Origin of the sequence: Rothia mucilaginosa (assembly GCF_019334805.1) — a bacterium.
Classification (GTDB): Bacteria; Actinomycetota; Actinomycetes; order Actinomycetales; family Micrococcaceae; genus Rothia; species Rothia mucilaginosa_C.
The window spans coordinates 1,422,504-1,445,426 of sequence record NZ_CP079822.1; the positions used below are offsets into that span (position 1 = coordinate 1,422,504).

Annotated in this window: 19 protein-coding genes; 16 read left to right on the forward strand and 3 right to left on the reverse strand. The window is 59.1% G+C overall.

Annotated features, from left to right (window positions below):
• The first annotated feature begins 40 nt into the window (after nucleotides 1-40).
• The 4 genes from LPB405_RS05645 to LPB405_RS05660 all read left to right on the forward strand — a co-directional run bounded on the left by LPB405_RS05645 (nucleotide 41) and on the right by LPB405_RS05660 (nucleotide 6,919).
• The gene (locus LPB405_RS05645; RefSeq protein ID WP_219100562.1) at nucleotides 41-2,059 is read left to right on the forward strand and encodes a PTS fructose transporter subunit IIABC; all 2,019 of its coding nucleotides are present in this window, start codon (nucleotides 41-43) and stop codon (nucleotides 2,057-2,059) included.
• 99 nt (nucleotides 2,060-2,158) lie between these two features.
• Nucleotides 2,159-3,853 (forward strand): phosphoenolpyruvate--protein phosphotransferase, encoded by a 1,695-nt coding sequence (gene ptsP / locus LPB405_RS05650; RefSeq protein ID WP_012902843.1) that lies wholly within the window; start codon nucleotides 2,159-2,161, stop codon nucleotides 3,851-3,853.
• 232 nt (nucleotides 3,854-4,085) lie between these two features.
• Nucleotides 4,086-4,364 (forward strand): HPr family phosphocarrier protein, encoded by a 279-nt coding sequence (locus LPB405_RS05655; RefSeq protein WP_005504506.1) that lies wholly within the window; start codon nucleotides 4,086-4,088, stop codon nucleotides 4,362-4,364.
• Nucleotides 4,365-4,780: 416 nt separating this feature from the next.
• Nucleotides 4,781-6,919 carry a threonine/serine exporter family protein gene (locus LPB405_RS05660; protein WP_219100564.1) on the forward strand — a complete coding sequence of 713 codons (2,139 nt, stop codon included), beginning with the start codon at nucleotides 4,781-4,783 and terminating at the stop codon, nucleotides 6,917-6,919.
• 152 nt (nucleotides 6,920-7,071) lie between these two features.
• On the opposite strand, the gene LPB405_RS05665 is transcribed toward LPB405_RS05660, so the two are convergent.
• A complete protein-coding gene (locus tag LPB405_RS05665) occupies nucleotides 7,072-7,743 on the reverse strand; it encodes a uracil-DNA glycosylase (protein WP_219100566.1) in 672 nt (223 codons plus the stop codon).
• A gap of 224 nt (nucleotides 7,744-7,967) precedes the next feature.
• Here LPB405_RS05665 and LPB405_RS05670 point away from each other — a divergent pair, with 224 nt between their 5' ends.
• The 5 genes from LPB405_RS05670 to LPB405_RS05690 all read left to right on the forward strand — a co-directional run bounded on the left by LPB405_RS05670 (nucleotide 7,968) and on the right by LPB405_RS05690 (nucleotide 13,924).
• Nucleotides 7,968-8,291: a DUF3263 domain-containing protein gene (locus LPB405_RS05670; protein ID WP_012902847.1), complete on the forward strand. Its 324-nt coding sequence runs from the start codon at nucleotides 7,968-7,970 to the stop codon at nucleotides 8,289-8,291.
• Between the two features lie 261 nt (nucleotides 8,292-8,552).
• Nucleotides 8,553-9,143 carry a LytR C-terminal domain-containing protein gene (locus LPB405_RS05675; protein WP_219100568.1) on the forward strand — a complete coding sequence of 197 codons (591 nt, stop codon included), beginning with the start codon at nucleotides 8,553-8,555 and terminating at the stop codon, nucleotides 9,141-9,143.
• Nucleotides 9,144-9,579: 436 nt separating this feature from the next.
• On the forward strand, nucleotides 9,580-11,202 hold the full coding sequence (gene groL, locus LPB405_RS05680; RefSeq protein ID WP_005504512.1) for a chaperonin GroEL: 1,623 nt from the start codon (nucleotides 9,580-9,582) through the stop codon (nucleotides 11,200-11,202).
• 207 nt (nucleotides 11,203-11,409) lie between these two features.
• A complete protein-coding gene (gene rlmC / locus LPB405_RS05685; RefSeq protein WP_219102055.1) occupies nucleotides 11,410-12,543 on the forward strand; it encodes a 23S rRNA (uracil(747)-C(5))-methyltransferase RlmC in 1,134 nt (377 codons plus the stop codon).
• 85 nt (nucleotides 12,544-12,628) lie between these two features.
• Nucleotides 12,629-13,924 carry a hypothetical protein gene (locus LPB405_RS05690; protein WP_219100570.1) on the forward strand — a complete coding sequence of 432 codons (1,296 nt, stop codon included), beginning with the start codon at nucleotides 12,629-12,631 and terminating at the stop codon, nucleotides 13,922-13,924.
• Between the two features lie 140 nt (nucleotides 13,925-14,064).
• On the opposite strand, the gene LPB405_RS05695 is transcribed toward LPB405_RS05690, so the two are convergent.
• A complete protein-coding gene (locus LPB405_RS05695; protein ID WP_219100572.1) occupies nucleotides 14,065-14,577 on the reverse strand; it encodes a mycothiol transferase in 513 nt (170 codons plus the stop codon).
• Nucleotides 14,578-14,812: 235 nt separating this feature from the next.
• Here LPB405_RS05695 and LPB405_RS05700 point away from each other — a divergent pair, with 235 nt between their 5' ends.
• From LPB405_RS05700 to LPB405_RS05730, 7 genes are all read left to right on the forward strand, one after another.
• Complete coding sequence (locus LPB405_RS05700; protein WP_219100574.1) at nucleotides 14,813-15,247, forward strand: Rrf2 family transcriptional regulator; 435 nt, start codon at nucleotides 14,813-14,815, stop codon at nucleotides 15,245-15,247.
• A 68-nt stretch (nucleotides 15,248-15,315) separates the two neighbouring features.
• Nucleotides 15,316-16,320, forward strand: coding sequence for an NADP-dependent oxidoreductase (locus LPB405_RS05705; protein ID WP_219100576.1), 1,005 nt, complete (start codon nucleotides 15,316-15,318; stop codon nucleotides 16,318-16,320).
• Between the two features lie 27 nt (nucleotides 16,321-16,347).
• A complete protein-coding gene (locus LPB405_RS05710) occupies nucleotides 16,348-17,181 on the forward strand; it encodes an alpha/beta fold hydrolase (RefSeq protein WP_219100578.1) in 834 nt (277 codons plus the stop codon).
• Between the two features lie 194 nt (nucleotides 17,182-17,375).
• Nucleotides 17,376-18,785, forward strand: coding sequence for an FAD-dependent oxidoreductase (locus LPB405_RS05715; protein ID WP_219100580.1), 1,410 nt, complete (start codon nucleotides 17,376-17,378; stop codon nucleotides 18,783-18,785).
• A 301-nt stretch (nucleotides 18,786-19,086) separates the two neighbouring features.
• The gene (locus LPB405_RS05720) at nucleotides 19,087-19,779 is read left to right on the forward strand and encodes an isochorismatase family protein (protein WP_219100582.1); all 693 of its coding nucleotides are present in this window, start codon (nucleotides 19,087-19,089) and stop codon (nucleotides 19,777-19,779) included.
• Nucleotides 19,776-20,543 carry an SDR family oxidoreductase gene (locus tag LPB405_RS05725; RefSeq protein ID WP_219100584.1) on the forward strand — a complete coding sequence of 256 codons (768 nt, stop codon included), beginning with the start codon at nucleotides 19,776-19,778 and terminating at the stop codon, nucleotides 20,541-20,543. Before LPB405_RS05720 ends, LPB405_RS05725 begins: the two co-directional genes overlap by 4 nt.
• 88 nt (nucleotides 20,544-20,631) lie before the next feature.
• Nucleotides 20,632-21,735 carry an isochorismate synthase gene (locus tag LPB405_RS05730; RefSeq protein ID WP_219100586.1) on the forward strand — a complete coding sequence of 368 codons (1,104 nt, stop codon included), beginning with the start codon at nucleotides 20,632-20,634 and terminating at the stop codon, nucleotides 21,733-21,735.
• Between the two features lie 133 nt (nucleotides 21,736-21,868).
• Here LPB405_RS05730 and LPB405_RS05735 read toward each other — a convergent pair whose 3' ends face one another.
• Nucleotides 21,869-22,867 carry a 4'-phosphopantetheinyl transferase family protein gene (locus LPB405_RS05735; RefSeq protein WP_219100588.1) on the reverse strand — a complete coding sequence of 333 codons (999 nt, stop codon included), beginning with the start codon at nucleotides 22,865-22,867 and terminating at the stop codon, nucleotides 21,869-21,871.
• Between the last annotated feature and the right edge of the window lie 56 nt (nucleotides 22,868-22,923).

Here is a 22,923-nt window from a genome sequence, read left to right on the forward strand (position 1 = left end):
CAAGCCTCTTCCCGCCCCAACACATACCCGAGGAGGGAATATGTCTGATCTGATCACCGCAGATCTCGTCCTGCTGGACGAGAACCTCGGCGAGACCCGATTCGACGTAATTGCCAAGCTCGCCCAGGCAGTCGTAAATGCCGGACGCGCTACCGACTTCGAGCAGCTCTACGCGGCTGCCGAGGCACGTGAATCCAAGACCGACACCGGTATCCCCGGCGGTATTGCGATTCCTCACTGCCGTAGCGCTGCTGTCACCGAGCCGACCCTGGCGATGGCACGCCCCAACCCGGCAGTTTCCTTCGGCGCTAAGGACGGCCCCGCCGACCTGATTTTCTTCATTGCTGCACCGGATGGCGCTGACCAGGCTCACCTGAAGTTGCTCTCCACTCTGGCACGTTCCCTGATGAAGAAGAGCTTCACCGCATCCTTGCGCGAAGCCTCCTCGGCTGAAGAGATTGTTGAACTGGTCAACGGTGCGCTCGGCGTGGGTGAGAAGAAGGCAGAGGCTAAGCCCGCCGAGGCTGCCGCTGCTGCTCCGGCTACTACCCCGGCTGCTGCTGAGAAGGAAGCACCCGCCGCTTCGGCTCCGGTGAAGAAGATTGTTGCTGTGACCGCGTGCCCCACCGGTATCGCTCACACCTACATGGCTGCGGACGCCCTCAAGTACGCTGCTGAAGAGCTCGGCTACGACCTGAAGGTTGAGACTCAGGGCTCCTCGGGTAATGAGAAGCTGACCCAGGCTGATATTGACGCCGCAGACGCCGTGATTTTCGCGGTGTCCGTGAACGTGCGTGAGCGTAACCGCTTCGTGGGTAAGCCCTTTGTCGAGTCTCCCGTCAAGCGCGGTATTGACGAGCCTAAGGAAATGATTGCGGAGGCTCTGGCTGAGGCTGAGAACCCCAACGGTGCACGCGTTGCCGCTGCCGCATCCAGCGGTGAGGACAGCGCAGGCGCTACCGAAGGCGCTTGGGGCTCGCGCATCTACAAGGCTGTGATGACCGGTATCTCCTACATGATTCCGTTCGTTGCCGCCGGCGGTATTCTGGTCGCCCTGGGCTTCGTTTTCGAGGCAATTACGGTGCCGAACCTTGGCGATGTGAACACCAAGGCGATTCTCGACTCGGCAACCCTGTTCAATCTCGGTGACGTGCACTGGACCCTGTACCTGGGTGCTGTTCTGCAGACCATCGGTGGTTTCGGTCTGAGCCTGATGGTTCCGGCTCTTGCCGCGTACATTGCGTACGGTTTGGCTCAGCGTCCCGGTATTGCTCCGGGCTTCATCGCCGGTTCGGTGGCTCTTGCGGTAAACGCGGGCTTCCTTGGCGGTATTGTTGGCGGTATTCTCGCCGGTCTGATTGCGTACGCTCTGGGTACCCTGAAGCTGCCCCGCTGGCTTGGCTCGATGATGCCCGTGGTCATCACCCCGCTGGTGACTTCTCTGGTTGCCGGCCTGGCAATGTACCTGCTGCTCGGTGCGCCCCTGGCTTGGGTTATGACCACCCTGCAGGATTGGCTGACCTCCATGTCTGGCGGTTCCGCTCTGCTGCTGGGTCTGATCCTGGGCGCCATGATGGCTTCTGACCTGGGTGGCCCCATCAACAAGGCTGCTTACCTCTTCGCAACTGCTGGCCTGTCCTCGGGTGCGACCGTGAACCAGGAAATCATGGCTGCCGTCATTATTTCCGGTATGGTTCCGCCGCTGGCTATGGCTCTGGCAACCACCCTGCGTCCCAAGCTGTTCAACGAGAACGAGCGTGAGAACGGTAAGGCTGCGTGGCTGCTGGGTGCATCCTTCATCTCTGAGGGTGCTATTCCCTTCGCTTCGGCTGACCCGGCTCGCGTGATTCCTTCGACCATTGTTGGTGGCGCTATTGCCGGTGCAATCTCCATGGGTGCGCACGTGGCTTCCCCGGCTCCGCACGGTGGTATTTGGATTATTGGTCTGGCGCAGAACCCGTTGATGTTCCTGGCGGCTGTTGTTGCCGGTACCGTTGTTTCTGCGCTGCTGTACGTGGTGCTGAAGTCCCTGGGTGCCCGCTCTAAGGCATCCGCATAAAGGCCGTATAACCTCACCTTCATTTGATCGTCTGTTTGCAGGCGTGAGCGTGAAAAAACACGTTACACTGTAGACAAACCACAGATAGGACATGAATTTATGACTACCTACAAGGGCGTCGGCGTATACGCCGGCCGCGTTATTGGCCCCGTTCTTCAGATGCCTAAGCCCATCGAGGAACCCAAGGACGGTCTGCGTCTGAGCGGTGAGACCGCTGAGGCTGCAGCGCAGCGCATCAAGGACGCTTCGGTCCGCGTGAAGGAAGACCTGCTCGCTCGTGCAGAGCACGCTAGCCGTGACGGCAAGGCTGTTCTGAAGTCTACCTCTCAGATGGCTACCGACCGTGCACTCATCAAGAGCGCTATTAAGCTGGTTGAGACTCAGGAGATGGCTCCCGAGCGCGCTATCTGGGAGGCTGCAACCTCCTTCGCAGACCAGATGGCTGCCCTGGGTGGCTACATGGCTGAGCGCGTCACCGACATCCACGACGTGCGTGCCCGCATTGTTGCTGAGCTGACCGACCAGCAGGCTCCCGGCATCCCCGTTTCTGATGAGCCGTTCATCCTGGCCGCTATTGACCTGGCACCGGCTGACACCGCGACCTTGGACCCCGAGAAGGTTATCGCTCTGATTACCTCTGACGGTGGCCCCCAGGCACACACCGCTATTCTGGCTCGCGGTCTGGGTCTGCCCGCTATTGTGGCGGCTAAGGGCGTGACCGAGATTGCTGACGGCACCGTCGTCTACGTGGACTCCAACGAAGGCATCGTTGACACCGAGCCCACCGACGCTGACCGTGAGGCAGCAATCAAGTACGCAAACCGTAAGCCTGTCGCTGACTTTGACGGTCAGGGTGTGCTGGCTGACGGCACCCGCGTTGAGCTGTACGCAAACGTTGGTGACGGCAAGTCCGCTGAGAAGGCTGCAAGCCTGAAGGCTGAGGGTGTTGGCCTGTTGCGCACCGAGTTCGGCTTCCTGGGCCACGACTCTGAGCCTTCTATCGAGACTCAGGCTAAGACCTACAAGTCCGTGTTTGACGCATTCCCCGGCAAGCACATTGTGGTTCGTACCCTGGACGCTGGCGCTGACAAGCCCCTGCCGTTCCTGAACGTGAACCCCGAGGAGAACCCCGCACTGGGTGTTCGCGGTTTCCGTACTGACTGGACCGTTCCGGGCGTTCTGACCCGCCAGCTGGAGGCTATTAAGGCTGCTTCGGAGAACTCCGACGCGGACATCTGGGTTATGGCTCCGATGATTTCGACCACCTCCGAGGCACGCAACTTCGCGAACATGCTCAAGGAGATCGGCCTGCCCGTTCACGGTGTGATGGTTGAAACCCCCGCAGCTGTGATGAACGCTGAGGCTATCCTGGGCGAGGTCGACTTCGTGTCCATCGGCACCAACGACCTGACCCAGTACACCATGGCAGCTGACCGTCTGCTGGGTGACCTGGCGCACCTGAACAACCCCTGGCAGCCTGCAGTGCTGAAGATGATCAAGATGACTGTTGAGGGTGCTCAGCGTGCATCGGTCACCGCGGGTAAGAAGAAGTACGTGAGCGTCTGTGGTGAGGCTGCGGCTGACCCGGCTCTGGCTGTTGTTCTGATTGGTCTGGGTGTTGACACCCTGTCCATGAACGCTGGCGCTATCCCCGCTGTGGCTGCGGTTCTGAAGTCTGTGACCAAGGAGAAGGCACAGCAGATTGCGGCTATCGCTCTGCAGCAGATTTCTTCTGCTGAGGCGAAGGAGAGCGCACGCAAGGCTCTGCCGATTCTGGATGAGCTGGGCCTCTAAGCCTTAAACGATTCCGGGGTTGCCTGCCGCCCCTTGATAGGGTGCGCTAGGCGGCGCTCGGGTTCGTGAAAATGCCGGGTGCGGAGTTTTATTTCTGCATCCGGCATTTTTGTACTTGTTAGCGTACGGCTGAACGGTACAATTTATAGAGTAAGGGCGGGTCCTGAAGCGCCCCGTTCATTTAGAATAGGGACTGATATATTTTTGGTTCCTTGATCAAAGGAGAAACATAATGGCAGAGCGCGAAGCCACTATTGCAAGCCGTGTTGGCCTGCACGCACGTCCGGCAGCTATCTTCGCTGAGGCAGCTGGCGACCTCCCCGTTGAGGTGACCATCGCTGCTAAGGGTGAGCCCGCAGATGAGGCTATGGACGCTGCATCGATTCTGTCCCTGATGTCCCTGGGTGCAAAGCACGGCGACGTTGTTGTCCTGCGCGCTGAGGGCGAAGGTGCTGAAGAGGCTCTTGACTCGCTGGTTAAGATCCTCGAGACCGACCACGACGCTGAGTAATTGACTTTCGCCTCTGAAGTGACCCTGAGCGGTGCGCTTCGGATGCTGTGAAGGCTACAGCCTTAAAGCGTGAATATCCCGTCACTTCGGTGGCGGGATATTTTTTGTTATGAATAATTCATTTTTTATTGAGGCGTGAGTGGGGGGAGATAGGGGATATTTCTCTGCAAATCTTAATGTATATATAACCTTTATTTTTCCTCGAAAATAGCTCTAGAAATATCTCCCAAAATATCTTCTGTGCAGTAATGACCTGGATTTCTCTTCATATCAATGAAGCCTTCTGCCGTAAGTGCCGCAGAGCGCTTTTTGCTCACAAAATCACCGGGCAGAAAAGTGATATTTCTGCTCTCCAGTGCTACCGCAGAATCGTGCCCTTGTTAGACTAAATAGGCACTGTCTATCTGGGAGGGACATTGGCAGAATCGAGGAACACCCCCGCGACCCCCACATCGCGGGAAGCTTCGCATGCAGACGAAGCGAACACTGCCGCAATGGAAGGAAGCGAGCAGAACACCACCGCGGGCTACATCGCCGGTAAACGCGGTTTTCCCCTGGTTTCACTAGACCAGGTCACCGACGAGAAATTGCGCCGCGTGCTGGCTCAGCATGCTACCTCCGCGACAAGCCAGGAGAGCACCGTCGCTGCAGAAGCTGTCAGCGATGTACTGCAGGAGGCCGCAGCGGATATGGGCATCACCGCGCAGGAGCCGGTTGAGCCCACATGCGACCCCGAACTGACCCCTAACGGCCACGGCGCGCGTACCGTCATTGACCCCTCCCTCGTGCCTGATTATGAGCTGGACGCGTACCGTGAGGACCCGAACCCCGTCACCTCCAGCAATATGGTGACCGAGGAGGCGCTGACCCGACCCTCCCAGCCGGTGCCCATGACCGGTATGATTCCGCAGGTGCCGAACTCTCACGCAGCCCGACGCTTCGGTGCGGATCCTGCCGCAATGCCGAAGACCGGGCCCGTCTCGATGCCCACCACCTCCGTACCGCTGGTTGATAGGGGCGCTCAGGGCCTCCACGGGCGCGGTAGCGGCGGCCGTTGGGGTTCGCGTCGCCTCCGCTCCTTCGTGCGCACTGAGGAGGCGGCACCCGCCGCCCCGCGTGGTGCCCAGCGCATCGCTCAGCGCCAGTTTGTGCCGACTATCCGCACTGACGAGCATGAGCGTCGTGAAGCGTTCCGCCGTGAGAAGGAGTACGCCCGCGATACCCTGAACTTCACTCTGCGCCTGGCTGAGGCGATGTTCCACTACGGTGCGGACGCCATGGATGTGGACTCGGCGATTATTGCGGTCTCTTCGGCGTACGGGCTGGACTCGGTGGAAGTCGATATTACGAACCAGTCGGTGACCATCAACTACACCTCAGACCCCGATATTTACATGGAGTCCCGTATCGCCAAGCGCAATGCGAACGCAGACGAGCGTTTCACTCACACCCTGGTGCGTGTGGTGCGTTCCTCCACTGAGAACTATGAGGCGCTTTCTGAGGTGTACGGCCTGATCTATAAGATCACTCGTGGCGGCATGACCCTGGAAATCGCCGATTTGAAGCTGAGCCAGATTACGCACCGACCCAAGCCGTTTCCGCCTCTGGTGGTGTGGGCGGCGAATTTGGCGTGTGCTGGAACCCTGACGGCGGCGCTGGGGGCGAGCTTTGCGACGGCGTTGAGCGCGGTGATTATTTTTATCCCCGTGTACTTGCTGATTCAGTGGTTGAGTTCGATTGGTATTCCGGCGTTCTTCCGTATGGCCGCTAGTGCGGGTCTGATGACCTTCTTGGCGATTTGGCTGGGCGGTGAAGGGTCCATTCTTTCGGTGCTGCAGCGTCAGGGTGAGCCGATTTCGGCGCCTCTGGTGGTTGCTGCGGGCATGATTATGTTCTTGCCGACTCCGCGTCTGGTGGGTGCCGTGCAGGATGCGATTAACGGCTTCCCTGTGACGGCTGTGGGTCGTTTCGTGTCGACGGGTATGAGCTTCTTGGGTCTGGTGGTCGGCATTGCGACTGCGGTGAGTGCGATCAATATTTTCAATGGCCCGACCCTGGATATTGAGCAGCTACGTTTTGAACCGACGACTCCGCTGGTGGCGTCTTTCTTCTTCCTTGTGGCGATTGCAACCTTTGCAATTACCTTGCAGACGAAGCTGGTGAAGGTCGGTTGGCTGATGGTCATTACGGGCTGCGGTTTGGCGGCGTATTACGGCTATGAGTTGCTTGCCGGTCCGAGTGCTGGTCGCGGTCCGACGGCGTGTGCGGCGGTTGTGATTGGTGCGTTGAGCACGTATTTTGCGTACCGTCTGCATGTGCCTCAGGCGATTTTCTCGATTCCTGCGATTACGTTCTTGCTGCCGGGTCTGTCGTTCTTCCGCGGCATGTATCTGCTGACGGTTGAGACGGATGTGATTCTGGGTATGCAGAATATGATTACGGCGGTTTCGATTGTGGTGGCGATGGCTTCGGGTGTTGCTCTGGGTAATTACACAATGCAGTATGCACTGCAGCATTTTACGACTCCGCGGAATGTGGAACCGGCAGATTCTTAGCCCTCCTTCAAGGGTATATAGCCAATATTGCATATATTGGATGTAGGGAAGGGGCGGTAGCTTGCGAGTTCACCTCACAAGCTACCGCCCCTTCGCTATACCCATTGAGCCAGCTCCCACACCGGCTCTTGTACTGCGCCTAGCGAGCCGTTCTAGCGAACCGTCCAATCCACCGGCTCCGCACCCTGCTGTACCAGCAAAGAATTCACGGTCGAAAACGGGCGCGAACCAAAGAAACCACGACGAGCAGACAGCGGCGAAGGATGCGCCGACTCCACGCTCGGGTACGGCTGCAGCATGGGTGCGCACTTGCGTGCATCCGCGCCCCACAGCAGACCCACCAGCGGCTGGTTGCGCGCCACCAGTGCACGGATAGCGCACTCGGTAATCTCCTCCCAACCCTTGCCGCGGTGCGAACCCGCATCAGACTCACGCACCGTCAAAACCCTGTTGAGCAGCATGACGCCCTCATCAGCCCAACAGGACAGGTCGCCGTGATCAGCCGGGGCGATACCCAGATCGTCCTGCAGCTCCTTGTAAATATTGTTCAGCGAACGAGGCAGCGGCATACCGCGGTGTACCGAGAACGACAGGCCCATCGCATTACCCGGGGTGGGGTAGGGGTCCTGACCAATAATGAGGACCTTCACCCGACTCATCGGGCGGCGGAACGCATTGAAAATATCGGCGGCAGGCGGGAACGTGCGGTACCCCGCCGCGTGCTCCTCACGCAGAAAAGCGCCCATGGCGTGAATCTGCTCTTCGACGGGGGCGAGTGCTGCCGCCCAATCCTCGCTCATAATGTTGCTGAGGGGCTGGTTCATGAATCTCCTCGGGGAATCTCCTGGTGCTGATGCGACCCGGACGGTGACGGGGCCGGGTGCGGGATGAATACTTCTCCTCTAGACTGAGGTTCTCTTCTAGACTGAGGCTCTCCTCTAGGCTAGGGTTCTCTTCTAGGCTGGGTTTCTCTTCTAGACTAGGGGATGACGAATACACACGCTAGGAGACGCCAGCCGCAGCGGGCGAGCTACAGACAGGAGGGAACGTGTCAGAACAGGAACGCGCTGAAACCGCACAGAGCCAGCCAGAAGCACAGAGCCAATTAGAAGCGCAGAGCCAGGCGGAAATAGAAAACCAGCCGGAAGCCCAGAGCCAACCCGGCGGGCTGACCCCGGTGGAGCGCCGCATCCTTGAGGTGGAGCGCCGCCGCTTCAAGCACCAGGGTTCCAAGGAGAAGGCGATTATCGCCGCCGGTTTCACCCCGATTGCCTACTATCAGCGCCTGAATGTGATGCTCGATGATGAGCGGGTACGCGCCGCAGCGCCGCAGATGATCGACGTTCTGCGCGCCCGCCGAGACGCTGACTAGGGGCTCGAATTGCGGGAGCCGTGCGAGCCTTCCAACTCCTGCATCCAACCCCGCACACCTTAGGTTCAACCAGAGATTGAACACTGTGCGGTGTCCGTCTCTTTCACAGCCGGTTGCGGGGCGTTCACATTGGTTCTCGCTAATTGAGCCGGTACTCTAGGTACTAGAACACCAAGACCGCACCTTCTGCAGCCGCGCCCGCGTGCCAGGCAGGGAGGCACGGTACCAGCCGGTAAACAGAGACCCGTGAAATGAGGATAAATGAGCTACCCCCGCGACGAATTTGATGAGGTAGACGAAAATACCGCCCGCCGCGGAACCTACCGCGCGGTCAATGCTGACCCGGCAAAGAGCCCCAAGGGCGCCATTCCCCTGGTAGCTGCAGGCGTAGTTGGTCTGCTCATCGGCGGCGCAATGTACGTGTACGCGCCGCGCACCGCCTCTCCGCAGTATTCGGCGTCCACCGCGAAGAGTAGCTCCGCCCCCGCAAGCGCCTCGGCGTCCTCTGCCCCGGCTAAGGCTTCCGCCTCGGCAAGTGCTACGAAGACTGGTCTGGCTGAGTCCATCTCTGTGGCGGTCTACAATGCGGCGGCTCCGGCGGGTAGCGCATCCGGTGCGGCGGCACTGCTGACCGGTTACACCATCAGCGAGACGGCAAACTACACGGGTGCGGCACCGGCAACCAGCGTGGTCTACTACGCTGAGGGCTACCAGTCGCAGGCGCAGAGTATCGCCTCGAAGCTGGGTATTACTCAGGTGCGTCAGGCAACCTCCGATGTGCAGATGGGCAACCACGAGGTCATCGTGATTCTGTCCTCGGATTACACCCCCTCCGCTACTGCAGCGGAATAGGTTCGGGCGGTTGCCCCAGTGAATCTAAGTCCGCGAATCTAAGCCCGTGCTAAGTCCGCGAATCTAAGCCCGTGCCCACTGTTTCTGCCATAACGACTTCTGCTCAACCCCATCCGCGCAATTCCACTGATGCGCCGGGTGGGGTTGATGCTTTTAACACCCCTCACGCGCCCCCGGTAGGCACACCGGTAACGCCCCTTTTGGCGGGCTTAATGAGTGCAGATTAAGCACTGGGCGATTAACCCTTCAACCTTGGGCTTAAACGTTTGCTCCATGCCGGTGCGGGTGCCACAATTGATGTAGCGTTCGGGTGCTTTATGCCCTACTCTGCCCGCGCCTCCGTAACCGGGGTGTTGTGGAGGGGCAGCCACCCGATTTTAGATGTACCGCACCCGCAAGGGTGGAGGAAGAAATCCGATCGTCCAGGAGGACACTTATGGCAAAGCTCATTGCTTTTGACGAAGAGGCACGCCGCGGCCTTGAGCGCGGTTTGAACACCCTCGCCGATGCAGTGAAGGTGACCCTCGGCCCCCGCGGCCGCAACGTTGTGCTGGAGAAGGCGTGGGGCGCCCCCACCATCACCAACGACGGTGTCTCGATCGCGAAGGAAATCGAGCTGGAGGATCCGTACGAGAAGATTGGTGCGGAGCTCGTCAAGGAAGTTGCTAAGAAGACTGACGACATCGCAGGTGACGGTACCACCACCGCTACCGTTCTGGCTCAGGCGCTGGTTCGCGAGGGCCTGCGCAACGTGGCTGCTGGCGCTGACCCGCTGAGCCTCAAGCGCGGCATTGAGAAGGCTGTTGAGGCTGTGACCGAGGCTCTGCTCTCCTCCGCGAAGGAAGTTGAGACCGAGGAAGAGATTGCCGCAACCGCATCTATTTCCGCTGGCGACGCCGAGATCGGCAAGCTCATTGCTGAGGCAATGGAGAAGGTCGGCAAGGAAGGCGTCATCACCGTTGAGGACTCCAACACTTTCGGTCTGCACCTGGAACTGACTGAGGGTATGCGCTTCGACAAGGGCTTCCTGTCCGGTTACTTCGTGACCGACCCGGAGCGTCAGGAAGCAGTCCTGGAGGACCCCTACATCCTGGTTGTGAACCAGAAGATTTCGAACGTGAAGGACCTCGTCCCCGTCCTGGAGAAGGTCATGCAGTCCGGCAAGCCGCTGCTGATTGTTGCTGAGGACGTTGAGGGTGAGGCTCTGGCTCTGCTGGTGCTGAACAAGATGCGCGGCTCCATCAAGTCTGTGGCTGTGAAGGCTCCGGGCTTCGGTGACCGCCGTAAGGCTCAGATGGCTGATATCGCTATCTTGACCGGTGGCCAGGTCATTACCGAAGAGGTTGGCCTGTCCCTGGACGCAGCAACCCTGGATATGCTCGGTTCCGCTCGCAAGGTCGTTGTGACCAAGGACGAGACCACCATCATCGAGGGTGCAGGCGATGCAGCAGCTATCGAGGGTCGCGTGGCTCAGATTCGCGCAGAGATCGCTAACTCTGACTCCGACTACGACCGTGAGAAGTTGCAGGAGCGCCTGGCTAAGCTTGCCGGTGGCGTAGCCGTGCTGAAGGCTGGTGCCGCAACCGAGGTTGAGCTGAAGGAACGCAAGCACCGCATTGAGGATGCTGTGCGTAACGCTAAGGCTGCTGTTGAGGAGGGTATCGTCCCCGGTGGTGGCGTTGCTCTGATTCAGGCTGGCGTGAAGGTCTTCGACAAGCTGGAGCTGACCGGCGATGAGGCAACTGGCGCGAACATTGTGCGCGTGGCTATTGACGCACCGCTGAAGCAGATCGCTGCTAACGCTGGCCTGGAGCCGGGCGTTGTGGTTGACCGCGTTCGTTCCCTGCCTGCTGGTACCGGCCTGAACGCCGCAACCGGTGAGTACGAGGACCTGATGGCTGCTGGTATTGCTGACCCGGTGAAGGTGACCCGTTCGGCTCTGCAGAACGCTGCGTCTATTGCTGGCCTGTTCCTGACCACTGAGGCTGTTGTTGCGAACAAGCCGGAGCCCGCTGGCGCGGCTGCTCCCGGTGCGGACGGCATGGCAGGCATGATGTAGTAGAAATTTATCCCTGATGGGGTAAATTTCTACGGAATCCGTGGCACGCGAAGCGTGACACGGTGGTGACCTAACGCTGGTGCCCAAACCGGCGCAGGTCCACGCATCCGTATGAGGCGGGGGCGGCTACCCATGAAGGGTGGCCGCCCCCGCTTTTGTGTGCCCATGCGTCCTGTCCCGCCGATGGAGGCGGTAGAATGGCTCCTTATGGAATGCGCCTATTTTCGTGATGACCTCTGCTCCTCCTGCCCCAGCATTGAGACCGCCTACACCGCGCAGGTGCAGGCGAAGCAGGAGCACGCCCGCGCCCTGCTTGCCGCCCACCCTCAGCTGCAGTGGCTGGACCCGGTGACCAGCGCGGAGGCGGGCTTCCGCAACAAGGCGAAGCTCGTGGTGGGCGGTTCGGCGAAGAACCCGACCCTCGGCATTGTGGATTACCGTACGGGCGCCTCCACTGATCTTGGCGAATGCCCGCTCTATATGGAGCCGATTCAGGCTGCTATTCCGGTGCTGCGTGAGCTGATCCAGCGCGCGGACCTGACCCCCTATGACATTCCGAATCGTCGCGGTGAGCTGAAGAATATTCTGGTGACGGCTTCGGCGGCGGGTGAACTGATGGTGCGTTTCGTGTTGCGTTCGAAGAAGCTGCTGGTGCCGATTCGCCGCCAGATGGACTGGCTGCAGGAGCAGCTGCCGAACCTGGCGGTGCTGTCGGTGAACCTGCTGCGTGAACCGGTGGCGCGCGTTGAGGGTGATGAGGAGATTATTCTCTCGGAGCGTCAGACCCTGCCGATGCAGGTGAATGACCTGACCCTGCATTTGCGTCCGCAGAGCTTCTTCCAGACGAACACGAAGGTTGCTGAGGCGATGTATGCGCAGGGCCGCGAGTGGGTGCGTGAGGTGGCTCCGCGCTCGCTGTGGGACCTGTACTGCGGTGTGGGTGGTTTTGCTCTGCATGCCGCGTCGGTGATGGACGGCGGCTCGGTGACGGGCATTGAGATTAGTGCGGAGGCGGTCGCTTCGGCGCAGCGCACGGTCGCTGAGTACGGTCTGGAGGGCGTGAGTTTTTCGGCTCAGGACGCGCCGGAGTTCGCGGTGTCTTCGGGCACGGTGCCGCAGATGCTGGTGGTGAACCCGCCGCGCCGCGGTATTGGTGAGAGCCTGTGCGCGTGGATTGAGGGTTCGGGTATTGACCGTGTGGTGTATTCGAGCTGTAATGCGGTGACTTTGGCGAAGGACCTGGAGCGCATGCCCTCGTATGCGCCGGTGCAGGGCCGCGTGCTGGATATGTTCCCGCATACGGACCACTATGAGGTCATGGTGCTGCTGCAGAGGCAGTAGGATAATTATACTGTTTGTAAATAGAGCTTACATATAGAGTGATTATGTCAGATTATTTATATTTGAACCAAGGGGTAGATAATAAATGTTTATTAATATTTTTAGGCAAATAGTAGTATTTTTCCCGGCTGTGATTTTTTTGAATATTTCTCATCTTGGAGAAATCCTTTTTATGAATATTCAGGAAATGCTTGGTGCTCGGCTGGAGTTAAAATTAATTTCACTCGCATTTATATACTTATTTTTGTTGACAATTTATCTCTTTTTGTATGAGATTATTCTTGGTTTGCTGGATACTTCAATTATTCTTATCTTAAGTAGAATTGGGCCCTGGTTAGTTAAAAGGGAGTGTATTCGACAAGCAATGTTTGTCGTTAGACTTGAATATAGGTGGTCTAGGCTTCGTGGGTTTTTAAATCTGGGGAAAATTATCCGTGTTTCAGTTGAAGAAAATGATGTATGGAAAGGGTTGAATAAGGGAAATGTGCTCCGTAGTATAGCGAATATATTGAAATTTTTAACTGGTTTCCCTGTCGTTCTTTCGGTTTTGCTTTCCTCTTTTTCTCTGCACTTATTTAAAGTGGACGAACCTTCTTTGAAAAAGATTCCAAATGTAGTGTCTCAATTGCTGGAAGCTAAGATTGATTTCCTGGATATATTTTCAAGATTACCTCTGATGGTTGCGTTAGTGTCCTTAGCTCCAACAGTATTTTTCTTTTATTTCTATGGCCATAAGCGAGATGTTCGGAAGGTTATTGAGGCGGAAGAGTCTGAGTATCTAGAAGAAGTGGTTACCTTGTATAGAGAATTAATGCTGTGGCTTGAAAAGAGTTTATATGATATATCAATAAATTATGGGCACGCGATAAGGAATCAAAAATTAATTATTGAATCGGGGTTAAAGGGAGAAATATCTAATTATAGCGAGTTGGAGAGTGCATGTCATCATACTGTACTGAAAGCCCGTGATTATAATTTTATGAACCTTTCAGGACTTGAGGATTTTGTTGCTGATATCAATAGGCTAATGGATGAAAAGGTGGAATCTGTTGCCCGAGAGATGGCTTTGAAAAACTATTCTATTTGGTCTCTGTACTGGAGATTATATTCTCTGAAGGATTTAGATCGGGCGAACAACCTTTTCTATACCCAAGATGGAGTGGTTAGCTATGTATCAAATAACCTAGGAATCTTGCGGGAAAGTACTGATAGGATGTTAGAAGAAGACCGAAAGGAAAGATTCTTATTATTTGCAATGAGCATGTATAGAAATCTTAAGATGTTATATGCTCTAAAACGTGGAAGTGAAGCCTTGAGAAAGTACCTTTATTCAACAAGAACTGAACGGATTCTTGTGCAGATTTTTCTGCCCAAGAAATAGGTATCTCTCTGTAGTTAAGAATTGCTCTAAACCTCTAAACAATGTCGATAAGCATAAATGAGCGGTGGCGTCTCGGACGGTTGTGTCCGAGGCGCCACCGCCTTTTTCGCACCTATTGTCAGGGGGGTAGCGCTCTGCCGTTAGCCCTGCGCCGCGAGAATACCCGCCACGTACGCCGCCTGACCTACGTGCTGCGCCGCATCGTCAATCATGCTGACCAGGCGCACACCGCGAGTCACCGCCGGAGTCCACGAACGGTCAATAATCTCGCTCAAATCAGCCTCGCTCAGCGTCTGCGCGTAGTCGGCGAGCGCCTCGCCGGTTGCCACAAGGTACTCCACCAACAGGGCAGAATCTTCAACCACGATGGAGCGTGCCTGCTCGGCGGTGTGGCCATAACCCATGGTGTCGCCGAGCTCGCCCAGATTAAAACGTTCCCGGAACCCTCGAGTCTCCCAGACCTGCTGCTGACCGCTGAGGGCGGAGAGTTGCATGTCCATCTGTCGTCCGGCGTGCCAGAGGAGCCAGGCGATAGAGTTCGGGTGCCCGCCCGGATGTGCGTTCAACGCCTCCGCTGATAACCCCTTGACGGCTACGGCAGCTTCGATGCCGGGGCGGCTGGCGGCGTCACGCAGAATATCGTGGGTTTTCATGGAATCCTCCTGATTGTGCTGGCTTCTCCTAGGTTGGCTTCTCATAGAGAGCGGGGTAGTTTCAGTCTACGCCCGCACGGGTTGAGGGGTGGCTGTAGGGGCGGCGAGAGTGGCTTTGTGTTGATGGCGCACCTCTCAGATATAAAACTTGACGACGTAAGTTTCTGCTGTCATAGTTGTACTTGTACCCAATACGGATACAACTAAGATATGCGGCAAACACCCAGGAGGGGACATGGACACCAAATTCTCGGTAGCACTACACGTCCTAACGATGATTAGCGAAAGCGAAAAAACGCTCAGCTCCGAAGACCTTGCGCGCAGCGTCGGCACCAACGCCAGCTACATCCGCAAAATCATCACCTTCCTCAAAAAGGCAGATATCCTCAGCTCCCAGCGCGGCAAACCCGGCTACCAGCTCACCCGCCCGGCAGAGAATATTAGCCTCCTCGACATTTACCTCGCCGTCCAGGAAACCCGCAGCATCAACCTCTTCCACACGCACCACAACGCGAACGAAGAATGCCCGGTCGGCGCCCACATCCTCCAGGCGGTCAACCCCATCTTCGAGGAAACTCAAACCAAGCTGGCTCAAGACCTCGCGCAGCGAAGCCTGCGCAACGTCATCACGAACCTCTACACCGCGGCAGGAAAAACCCCTCCCGCATAACCGGCTCAAACACGGTTAAACCCGGCACCAGAACTTACCGAATAACACCACACCCGAAAGGACACCTCATGAAGGCAACACAGATCGTTTCTTACAACAAGAACAACATCGCCCTCACCGTCACCGACGTACCCGCACCCCGCCCCGGCGCACAGCAGGTACTCGTCAAGGTCAGCACCGCAGGCGTCAACCCCCTCGACAACATGATTTCCCGCGGTGAAGTCAAGCTCATCACCCCCTACGCACTGCCCCAAATCGCAGGCAACGAAATCGTCGGCCGCGTAGAAGCCCTCGGCGAAGGCGTCACCTCCTTCACCGTCGGCGAGCGCGTCTTTGCCCGCCTGCCGCTGAACAGCATCGGCGCTTTCGCAGAATACGTAGCCGTGGACGCGGACGCGCTGGCTCGCGTACCCGAATACCTCAGCGACGAGGAAGCGGCGGGTGTTCCCCTGACCGCCCTGACCGTCATGCAGGCATTCGACCTGATGGGTGCTCAGCCCGGCAAGACCATCTTCATCTCCGGCGGTACCGGCGGTGTGGGTGCTATGGCAATTCCCCTGGCAAAGGCAAAGGGTCTGACCGTCATCACGAACGGTAGCGCCTCCGGTAAGGAGCGCGTGCTGGGTCTTGGTGCTGACCGCTTCATCGACTATAAGACCGAAAACTACGCTGAAACCCTCAGCGGTATCGACTACGTGCTCGACACCCTCGGCGGCGACGAAACTGAAAAGCAGATGAGCATCATGGCGCCCGGCGGTCAGCTCGTCTCCCTGCGAGGCATGCCCAACAAGGCATTCGCACAGCGCATGGGCATGCCCCTCTGGAAGCAGCTGCTCTTTGGCGCGGCAGGTCGCACCATGGACCGCAAGGCGCAGAAGTACGGCGTGACCTACCACTTCATCTTCGTTGAATCCAACGGCGCGCAGCTGCAGCAGGTCGCTGACATCTTTGCTGAGCGTCAGATTAAGCCCTCCATCGATACTGTCTTCCCCTTCGAAGACGTCAACGCAGCCCTGGACAAGGTAGCTAACGGCCGCTCCAACGGCAAGACCGTCATCTCCTTTACCGCATAAGCGCCTCACTCAACGAAAAGAACAACCGTGTCTTACCTCGAAACCCCCACCCGCTACATCACCGTTAACAACCAGAAGATTGCCTACCGAGAACTCGGCGAAGGCAACTCAGACATTCCGCTGGTCATGCTCGTGCACCTCGCCGCCACTATGGACGACTGGGACCCCAAGCTGCTTGACCTGCTCGCTGAGCGCCAGCACGTAATCGTGATGGACCTACCCGGCGTGGGTTCCAGCGAAGGCTCTGTTGCAACCACCATCCCCGGTATGGCTCACCAGGCAGCAGAAATTATTCCGGCCCTCGGCTACCAGAAGGTCAACCTGCTGGGCCTGTCCATGGGCGGCATGATCGCTCAGGAAGTTGTACGCGCCTACCCGACCCTCATCAACCGCCTGGTTCTGGTCGGTACCGGCCCGCGCGGTGGTGCTGGAATCGATGCCGTCACCGGAACCACCTTCGGCTACATGGCGCGTGCAGCCCGCGAGAAGATTAGCCCCAAGCGCTACATCTTCTACACCCACGACGCACAGGGCGGCATTGAGGCGCAGCGCGTGCTGGACCGTATGGGTGCCCGCACCGAGGCGCACCGCGGTGCCCCGATGAAAGTTGTCGGCTTCCTGCGTCAGCTGGTGGCTATCCGCCGCTGGGGCAAGCAGCCGCAGGACGATATGGCATACATTGCCCAGCCCACCCTCATCGTCAACGGTGAAACTGACATGATGGTGCCCAGCGTCAACTCCTACGATATGCACCGCAAGGTTGCCCAGAGTGAGCTGAAGATGTACCGCCGTTCCGGTCACGGTGCTCTCTTCCAGTACGCAGATGAGTTCGCTGAGGACCTGCTGAAGTTCCTGAGCTAGCCCTCCCTATATGAAGCCCCTACCGTCCTGTGCAGTGTGTTCTGTGCAGTGCGGTGGGGGCTTTGCTCATGCCTTAGCGGTGGTTGGGGCATGAATTGGGGTGGGGAGAAAAATGTGGCGCACAGGAATAATGCTCATTTCTTTGCGTTGAATTCTGTGAAGACATCATCATCTAAATTTCACAGGAGAATAGTATGACCACCCCCGCTCAGCTGCACTTTGACATGGTCGTCATCGGCTTCGGCAAGGGCGGCAAGACCCTCGCCGGCGCATACGCCAAGACCGGCAAGAACGTTGCCCTCATCGAACAGTCCACCGGCATGTACGGTGGCACCTGCATTAACATCGGTTGCGTACCCACCAAGGCGCTCGTACACCGCGCCGACGAGTTCCGTGCCAGCGGTGAGCGCAGCCTTGACGAAGCAAACGTCGCCTACGAATCCGCCGTGGTCTTCCGTGACAAGCTGACCGGCATGATGCGCGCCAAGAACCGCGAGATCCTGCTGTCCAACGAGACCGCCAAGCTCATTGACGGTCACGCACGTTTCATCTCCGACACCGAGGTTGAGGTCACCGCGGGCGAAGACGTCCTGCGCGTTACCGCCGACTACTTCATCGTCAACACCGGTGCCGTGTCGGTGATCCCGCCGATTGAGGGTATCCGCGAATCTGAGCGTGTGCTCACCTCCACCGAGCTGCAGAAGCTCACCCCGCGCCCCAAGCGCCTGGGCATTATCGGTGGCGGCCCCATCGGTGTTGAGTTTGCCGGTATTTTCTCCTCCTACGGCACTGAGGTGACCATTCTTGACGGTGCCCCCGCCCTCTTCGGCCGCTATGACGAGGACGTTGCCCAGGTTGCCCGCGAGATTATCGCAGACCAGGACATTACCGCTCATGCCGGCGTGCGCGTGCAGTCCTTCAAGGACGGCGCTGACTCGGTGACCGTGACCTACCTCGACTCCGAGGGCGCTACTCGGCAGCTGGAGGTGGACTACGTGATGGTTGCGACCGGCCGCAAGCCCGCCACCGAGGGTCTGGGCCTGGAGAACACCAGCATCGAAACCAACGACCGCGGTGCAATTGTCGTGGATGAGCACCTGCGCAGCACCGTGCCGAACATTTTCGCGCTCGGTGACGTGAACGGCGGCCCGCAGTTCACCTACATCTCCATGGATGACTACCGCGTGGTGCTCTCCCAGCTGGTTGGTGACGGTTCCCGCTCCACTAAGGACCGCAAGGCTGTGGCTTCGACTATTTACATGAACCCGCCGCTGTCCTCCGTGGGCCTGACTGAGCGTGAGGCAATCGAGGCTGGCCACAAGGTGAAGGTCGCTTCGAAGCCGGTTGCCGCGGTTGCCGCGATGCCGCGTGCGAAGACCCAGGAGAACCCGCGCGGCATCATGAAGTTCGTGATTGACGCGCAGACCGACCAGATTCTGGGCGCCCAGCTGCTGGTCATCGAGTCCATGGAGGTTATTAACCTGGTGGCTCTGGCGATGCGCCACGGCATTACCGCTTCGCAGCTGCGCGATGAGATTTACACTCACCCCTCGATCACTGAGGGTCTGAATGAGGTTCTTGCCGTCGCGGCGCCCGTGAACTAGTTGAACTAGAATCGCGTCTGGATTCGTGGTTCGTATAGCGTTTCTGCTTGTCTGAGTGCTTCCCTGCCCGTTCCGCCCGTTGCGCTGTCAACGGGGGTGCGGGTGGGGAAGCATTTTTATTAAAGTTCAGATGTACCTTGTAGCTAAGCATGCCCTAAGATGGTTATGAGATAAGCGCAAGCTCACTGTGTGGGTGGTTGGTGCGAGGGGGCTCGGAGGAGAGTACCCACTCGCCGCTATGCCCGCCACGGTGCACCGCCTGCGCCGCGCATACAACCCATAGGCACAAACCGGGAGAATCATGGCACTGCCCAAAATCAAGCCCTACACCTACGTTGACCGTGAACACAGCAATCGCGTGAGCTGGCCTGTGGACCCCTCCCGAGCTGTACTGCTTGTGCACGACATGCAGGTGCACTTCGTTCAGGCTTTCGAAGGCGCTGACCTGGGGGAGGGTAACGCCAACCCGGACGCCCAGATTAATGTCGCTATTCGGAACCTGCGCCGCCTCATTGACGCCGCCCACGCCGCCGGTATTCCCGTCTACTACACCGCGCAGCCGCCGCGCCAGAACCCCGAAGACCGCCGCCTGCTCATCGACTTCTGGGGCGACGGCCTGCAGAATGACGAATCCGCCCGCGTGCTCGACGCACTTGCACCCACCGACCGCGACACCGTGCTGACCAAGTGGCGCTACTCCGCGTTCGTGCGCAGCCCCTTCGAGGACCTGCTCAAGGAATCCGGCCGCGACCAGCTCATTATCGGCGGCGTGTACGCGCACATTGGTTGCCTGACCACCGCCCTGGAGGCGTTCATGCGTGACATTCAGCCGTTTATGGTTGCCGATGCGCTCGCCGACTTCTCGGAGGAGGAGCACCGCCTGGCGTGCGAGTACGCTTCGGGTCGTTGCGCCCGCGTGCTGAACACCGCCGATGTGCTCGCCGACCTGCAGACCGCTGAGAGTGCTGAGACCGCTGAGGAGGCGCGCGCATGAGCTGGGTGATTGTGACCGGCGCGAATGGCGGTATTGGTGAGGCAACCGTCCACCAGCTCATTAAGAACGGTTATTCGGTATTTGCTGCTGACCTTGCGGAGCAGCCCATTGCCTCCTTCGGTACCTACGGGGACGCTATCTTCCGCTACCGCGCCGTAGACGTCACGAGTGAAGAGTCCGTCACCGCCCTCGCCAATGCTGTGGCGGCGCTCGAGGAACCCATCACCGGCGCGGTGCTCGCCGCGGGCATCGCCCACAGCCAGCCGCTCCTGGAAACCAGCTTCGACACCTGGAAGCGCCTGCACGCGGTCAACTCCGACGGCGTGTTCCTGTGCCTGCGCGAATTCGCGCGCATCATGATTGACCAGCAGGAAACCGACCCGACTAACAGCCGCTCCCTGGTGACGGTCGCCTCCAACGCGGCGCGTGTGCCCCGCGCGGAGTTCGGTGCCTACGGTGCGTCGAAGGCGTCGGCGGCGCGTGTGAGTTCCAGCTTCGGTCTGCAGCTTGCCGCGCACGGTATTCGCGTGAACTCGGTCTGCCCCGGCACCACCCGAACCCCCATGGTGACTGACGCCTGGGAGGGCGAGGACCGCTCCGCCCTGCCGGTTGCCGGCAACCCGGAGACCTTCCGCCTGGGCATTCCGCTACGCCGTATTGCCGATCCGGCGGATATTGCCTCGGTGAATGCTTTCCTCATTTCTGAGGCGGCACGCCACATCACCATGCAGGAGATTGTCGCTGACGGCGGTGCGACCCTCTAACGGCACTGATGTGACTGCAATATACCCGCGCCCGCAATGTACTCTAGGTATTTCCGGCGCGAACCCACACACCACTGATAGAAGTACGATGACGAACCTTCCCGACTTTATCTTTGCCACCGGCACCCGCGTTCTGCGCGCATCCGGTGCGATGACCCCTGTCACCTTCGATAATGCCCTGGACGAGGCGAAACGTGCCGGTAGCGCCGTCGTGGGTCTGATTCCTTTTGACCCTGATATGCCCGCTTACCTCTTCGTGCCCGAACGCCTGGAGGAGCAGCAGGTGCCGGTCCCCGAGCAGACCGTGGCGCTTGCCGAGCCGGTGTCGGTCACCGGCCGGCAGAACGACCGGTTCCGTGCCGCCGTTGCGACCGCCGTGGAGCGTATGAAGGCGGGCGAGCTGAGCAAAATTGTGCTCTCGCGCGTGCTCACCGCCCGCTACGCCCCCGGCGCCCTGGACCTGGAGGCGCTGTACAACAATCTGCGCGCCCAGCAGCGTTCCGCCTTCAACTTTGCGGTGCGACTGCCCGACGGCGAGCGCGGCATGAGCGGAAGCTACCTGATGGGTGCCTCCCCGGAGCTGGTGTTCCGCGCCGAGGGCCGCGCCTTCAAGACCCACCCGCTTGCCGGTAGCGCCCCGCGTATTGCCGAGCCCGGTAGCGCCGAGGACGAGGCGATTCGTGACCGCCTGTTCGCCTCGCCGAAGGACCGCCACGAGCACGCCTACGTCATCAACGATATTGCCGAGCGCCTGGCACCCATTGCCGAGGAGCTGAACGTGCCGCAGGTGCCCTCGCTGCTGCAGACCCCGCAGCTGTGGCACCTGGCGACCCCCATCGACGGCGTGCTGAAGGAGGGGCTGACCTGCCTGGACGGTGCCCGCGCGATTCACCCGACCCCCGCGATTTGCGGTGCCCCCACTGAGAAGGCGCTGGAGCTGATTCGCCAGCTGGAGTCTTTTGAGCGCCGCTACTTTGGCGGCCTGGTCGGCTACATGGATGCCGAGGGTAACGGCGAGTGGGCGCTGGTGCTACGCTGTGCCCAGGTCAGCCCGGACGAGGCGGTGCTGTACGCGGGTGCGGGTATTGTGGCTGAGTCCGACCCGGAGCTGGAGCACACGGAGACCGGCACGAAGCTCGGTAGCTTTGGCCGCGCCCTGGGCGTGGATACCCTGGGCGAAGATACCCCTTAGGTTCTGCCACGAACGCCTTGACGAGGCAGAATACGACGACTGAATACGATGACTGAATAAAACGACGGAACGCGCTCGCTGGCATGGCGGGCGCGTTCTGTCGTTGTATGAGTTGGTAGGGGATTGAGCGCGACTAATCGGTGAGCAGGCGCTTGAGCTCCAGGGGAGTAGCCACCGGCAGAAGCTCGACCTCAACCTGCACGGGCTCACCCTGGGCTGGCTCACTATGGGCAGGGTTCTCCACTGCCAGGGCGATGAGCATCTTCTGCGCGTGCTCGGGGTTCTCCGCATCGGGCAGCGCCACGGGCACCCACTGCAGGCTAAAGCTACGCTCGATAGCCTCGCCGCCGCCCTGAGGCATGGGTGCGCTAAAGGACGCGCTGGTGGTCAAGATGTTCTGAGTCAGTACGCGCAGGGCGGTCGGCTCGGGGGTGCTACCGTCCAGAAGGTCGCCCGGGACCTCCTCGTTCATGGCAAGTTCGAGCGCATCCAGCAGTTCCTCGGTGAGCTGCACCCGAACCAGGGACGGCACTACGCTCAGACCGTGACCGGTCGCCTTGAGCACCGCCTCCTTAGCGGTCCACAGCGCCACCGAGAGCAGGTGCAGTACGGGTGCGGGGCGTTCCTGCGCCACCCGCTCGTAGAACGTACGTTCTTCATTAGAGAGTGCCAGACGCGCAAAACCGGAGAACAGGCGCGCATCCAGGGTCTCAACATCCACGCCGAGCACCGCCGAGGAATTACGACTAAACGCGCCCACCACCAGCGGATTCACCTGCGACATATTGAAATTTACGCCCGCAATACGCGGCTTACCATGCTTCTTACCGCTGGTGCACAGGGTGCAGGAACGATCCACCTCAATCTCAGAAGCGGCACTGGACGGCACATCCAGACGAGCCGCCGCCATGGCACGCATGAGCGCCTGAGTGCTCAGGTAGCTGACCGCCGCCGTGGAGGTCGGCAACTGCGCCGCATGCTGCTGCTCAGCAAGCCCCAGGTAGCTCAACCAGCTAAAACGCAGGGAGCCGTACATCGTGCGGGTGGGAAGAGCGAAAATCTGCACGCGCTCGCTCGGACGGGGGCGCTCCGGGTGCTGTGCGCTGGGTGTTTCGGGGGCAGAATAGCTCATAGGTTTAGTGTACCCGCCCGGCATTACGGCAAATGGCGCTACAAGTCTGCTTGAGG

Coding starts and splice junctions, on each gene's coding strand:
- LPB405_RS05730 (WP_219100586.1), top strand. CDS start 20,632: ATGACGAACCTTCCCGACTTTATCTTTGCCACCGGCACCCGCGTTCTG.
- LPB405_RS05720 (WP_219100582.1), top strand. CDS start 19,087: ATGGCACTGCCCAAAATCAAGCCCTACACCTACGTTGACCGTGAACAC.
- LPB405_RS05700 (WP_219100574.1), top strand. CDS start 14,813: ATGGACACCAAATTCTCGGTAGCACTACACGTCCTAACGATGATTAGC.
- LPB405_RS05655 (WP_005504506.1), top strand. CDS start 4,086: ATGGCAGAGCGCGAAGCCACTATTGCAAGCCGTGTTGGCCTGCACGCA.
- LPB405_RS05690 (WP_219100570.1), top strand. CDS start 12,629: ATGTTTATTAATATTTTTAGGCAAATAGTAGTATTTTTCCCGGCTGTG.
- LPB405_RS05725 (WP_219100584.1), top strand. CDS start 19,776: ATGAGCTGGGTGATTGTGACCGGCGCGAATGGCGGTATTGGTGAGGCA.
- ptsP (WP_012902843.1), top strand. CDS start 2,159: ATGACTACCTACAAGGGCGTCGGCGTATACGCCGGCCGCGTTATTGGC.
- LPB405_RS05645 (WP_219100562.1), top strand. CDS start 41: ATGTCTGATCTGATCACCGCAGATCTCGTCCTGCTGGACGAGAACCTC.
- LPB405_RS05715 (WP_219100580.1), top strand. CDS start 17,376: ATGACCACCCCCGCTCAGCTGCACTTTGACATGGTCGTCATCGGCTTC.
- rlmC (WP_219102055.1), top strand. CDS start 11,410: ATGGAATGCGCCTATTTTCGTGATGACCTCTGCTCCTCCTGCCCCAGC.
- LPB405_RS05735 (WP_219100588.1), bottom strand. CDS start 22,867: ATGAGCTATTCTGCCCCCGAAACACCCAGCGCACAGCACCCGGAGCGC.
- LPB405_RS05665 (WP_219100566.1), bottom strand. CDS start 7,743: ATGAACCAGCCCCTCAGCAACATTATGAGCGAGGATTGGGCGGCAGCA.
- LPB405_RS05695 (WP_219100572.1), bottom strand. CDS start 14,577: ATGAAAACCCACGATATTCTGCGTGACGCCGCCAGCCGCCCCGGCATC.
- LPB405_RS05705 (WP_219100576.1), top strand. CDS start 15,316: ATGAAGGCAACACAGATCGTTTCTTACAACAAGAACAACATCGCCCTC.
- groL (WP_005504512.1), top strand. CDS start 9,580: ATGGCAAAGCTCATTGCTTTTGACGAAGAGGCACGCCGCGGCCTTGAG.
- LPB405_RS05675 (WP_219100568.1), top strand. CDS start 8,553: ATGAGCTACCCCCGCGACGAATTTGATGAGGTAGACGAAAATACCGCC.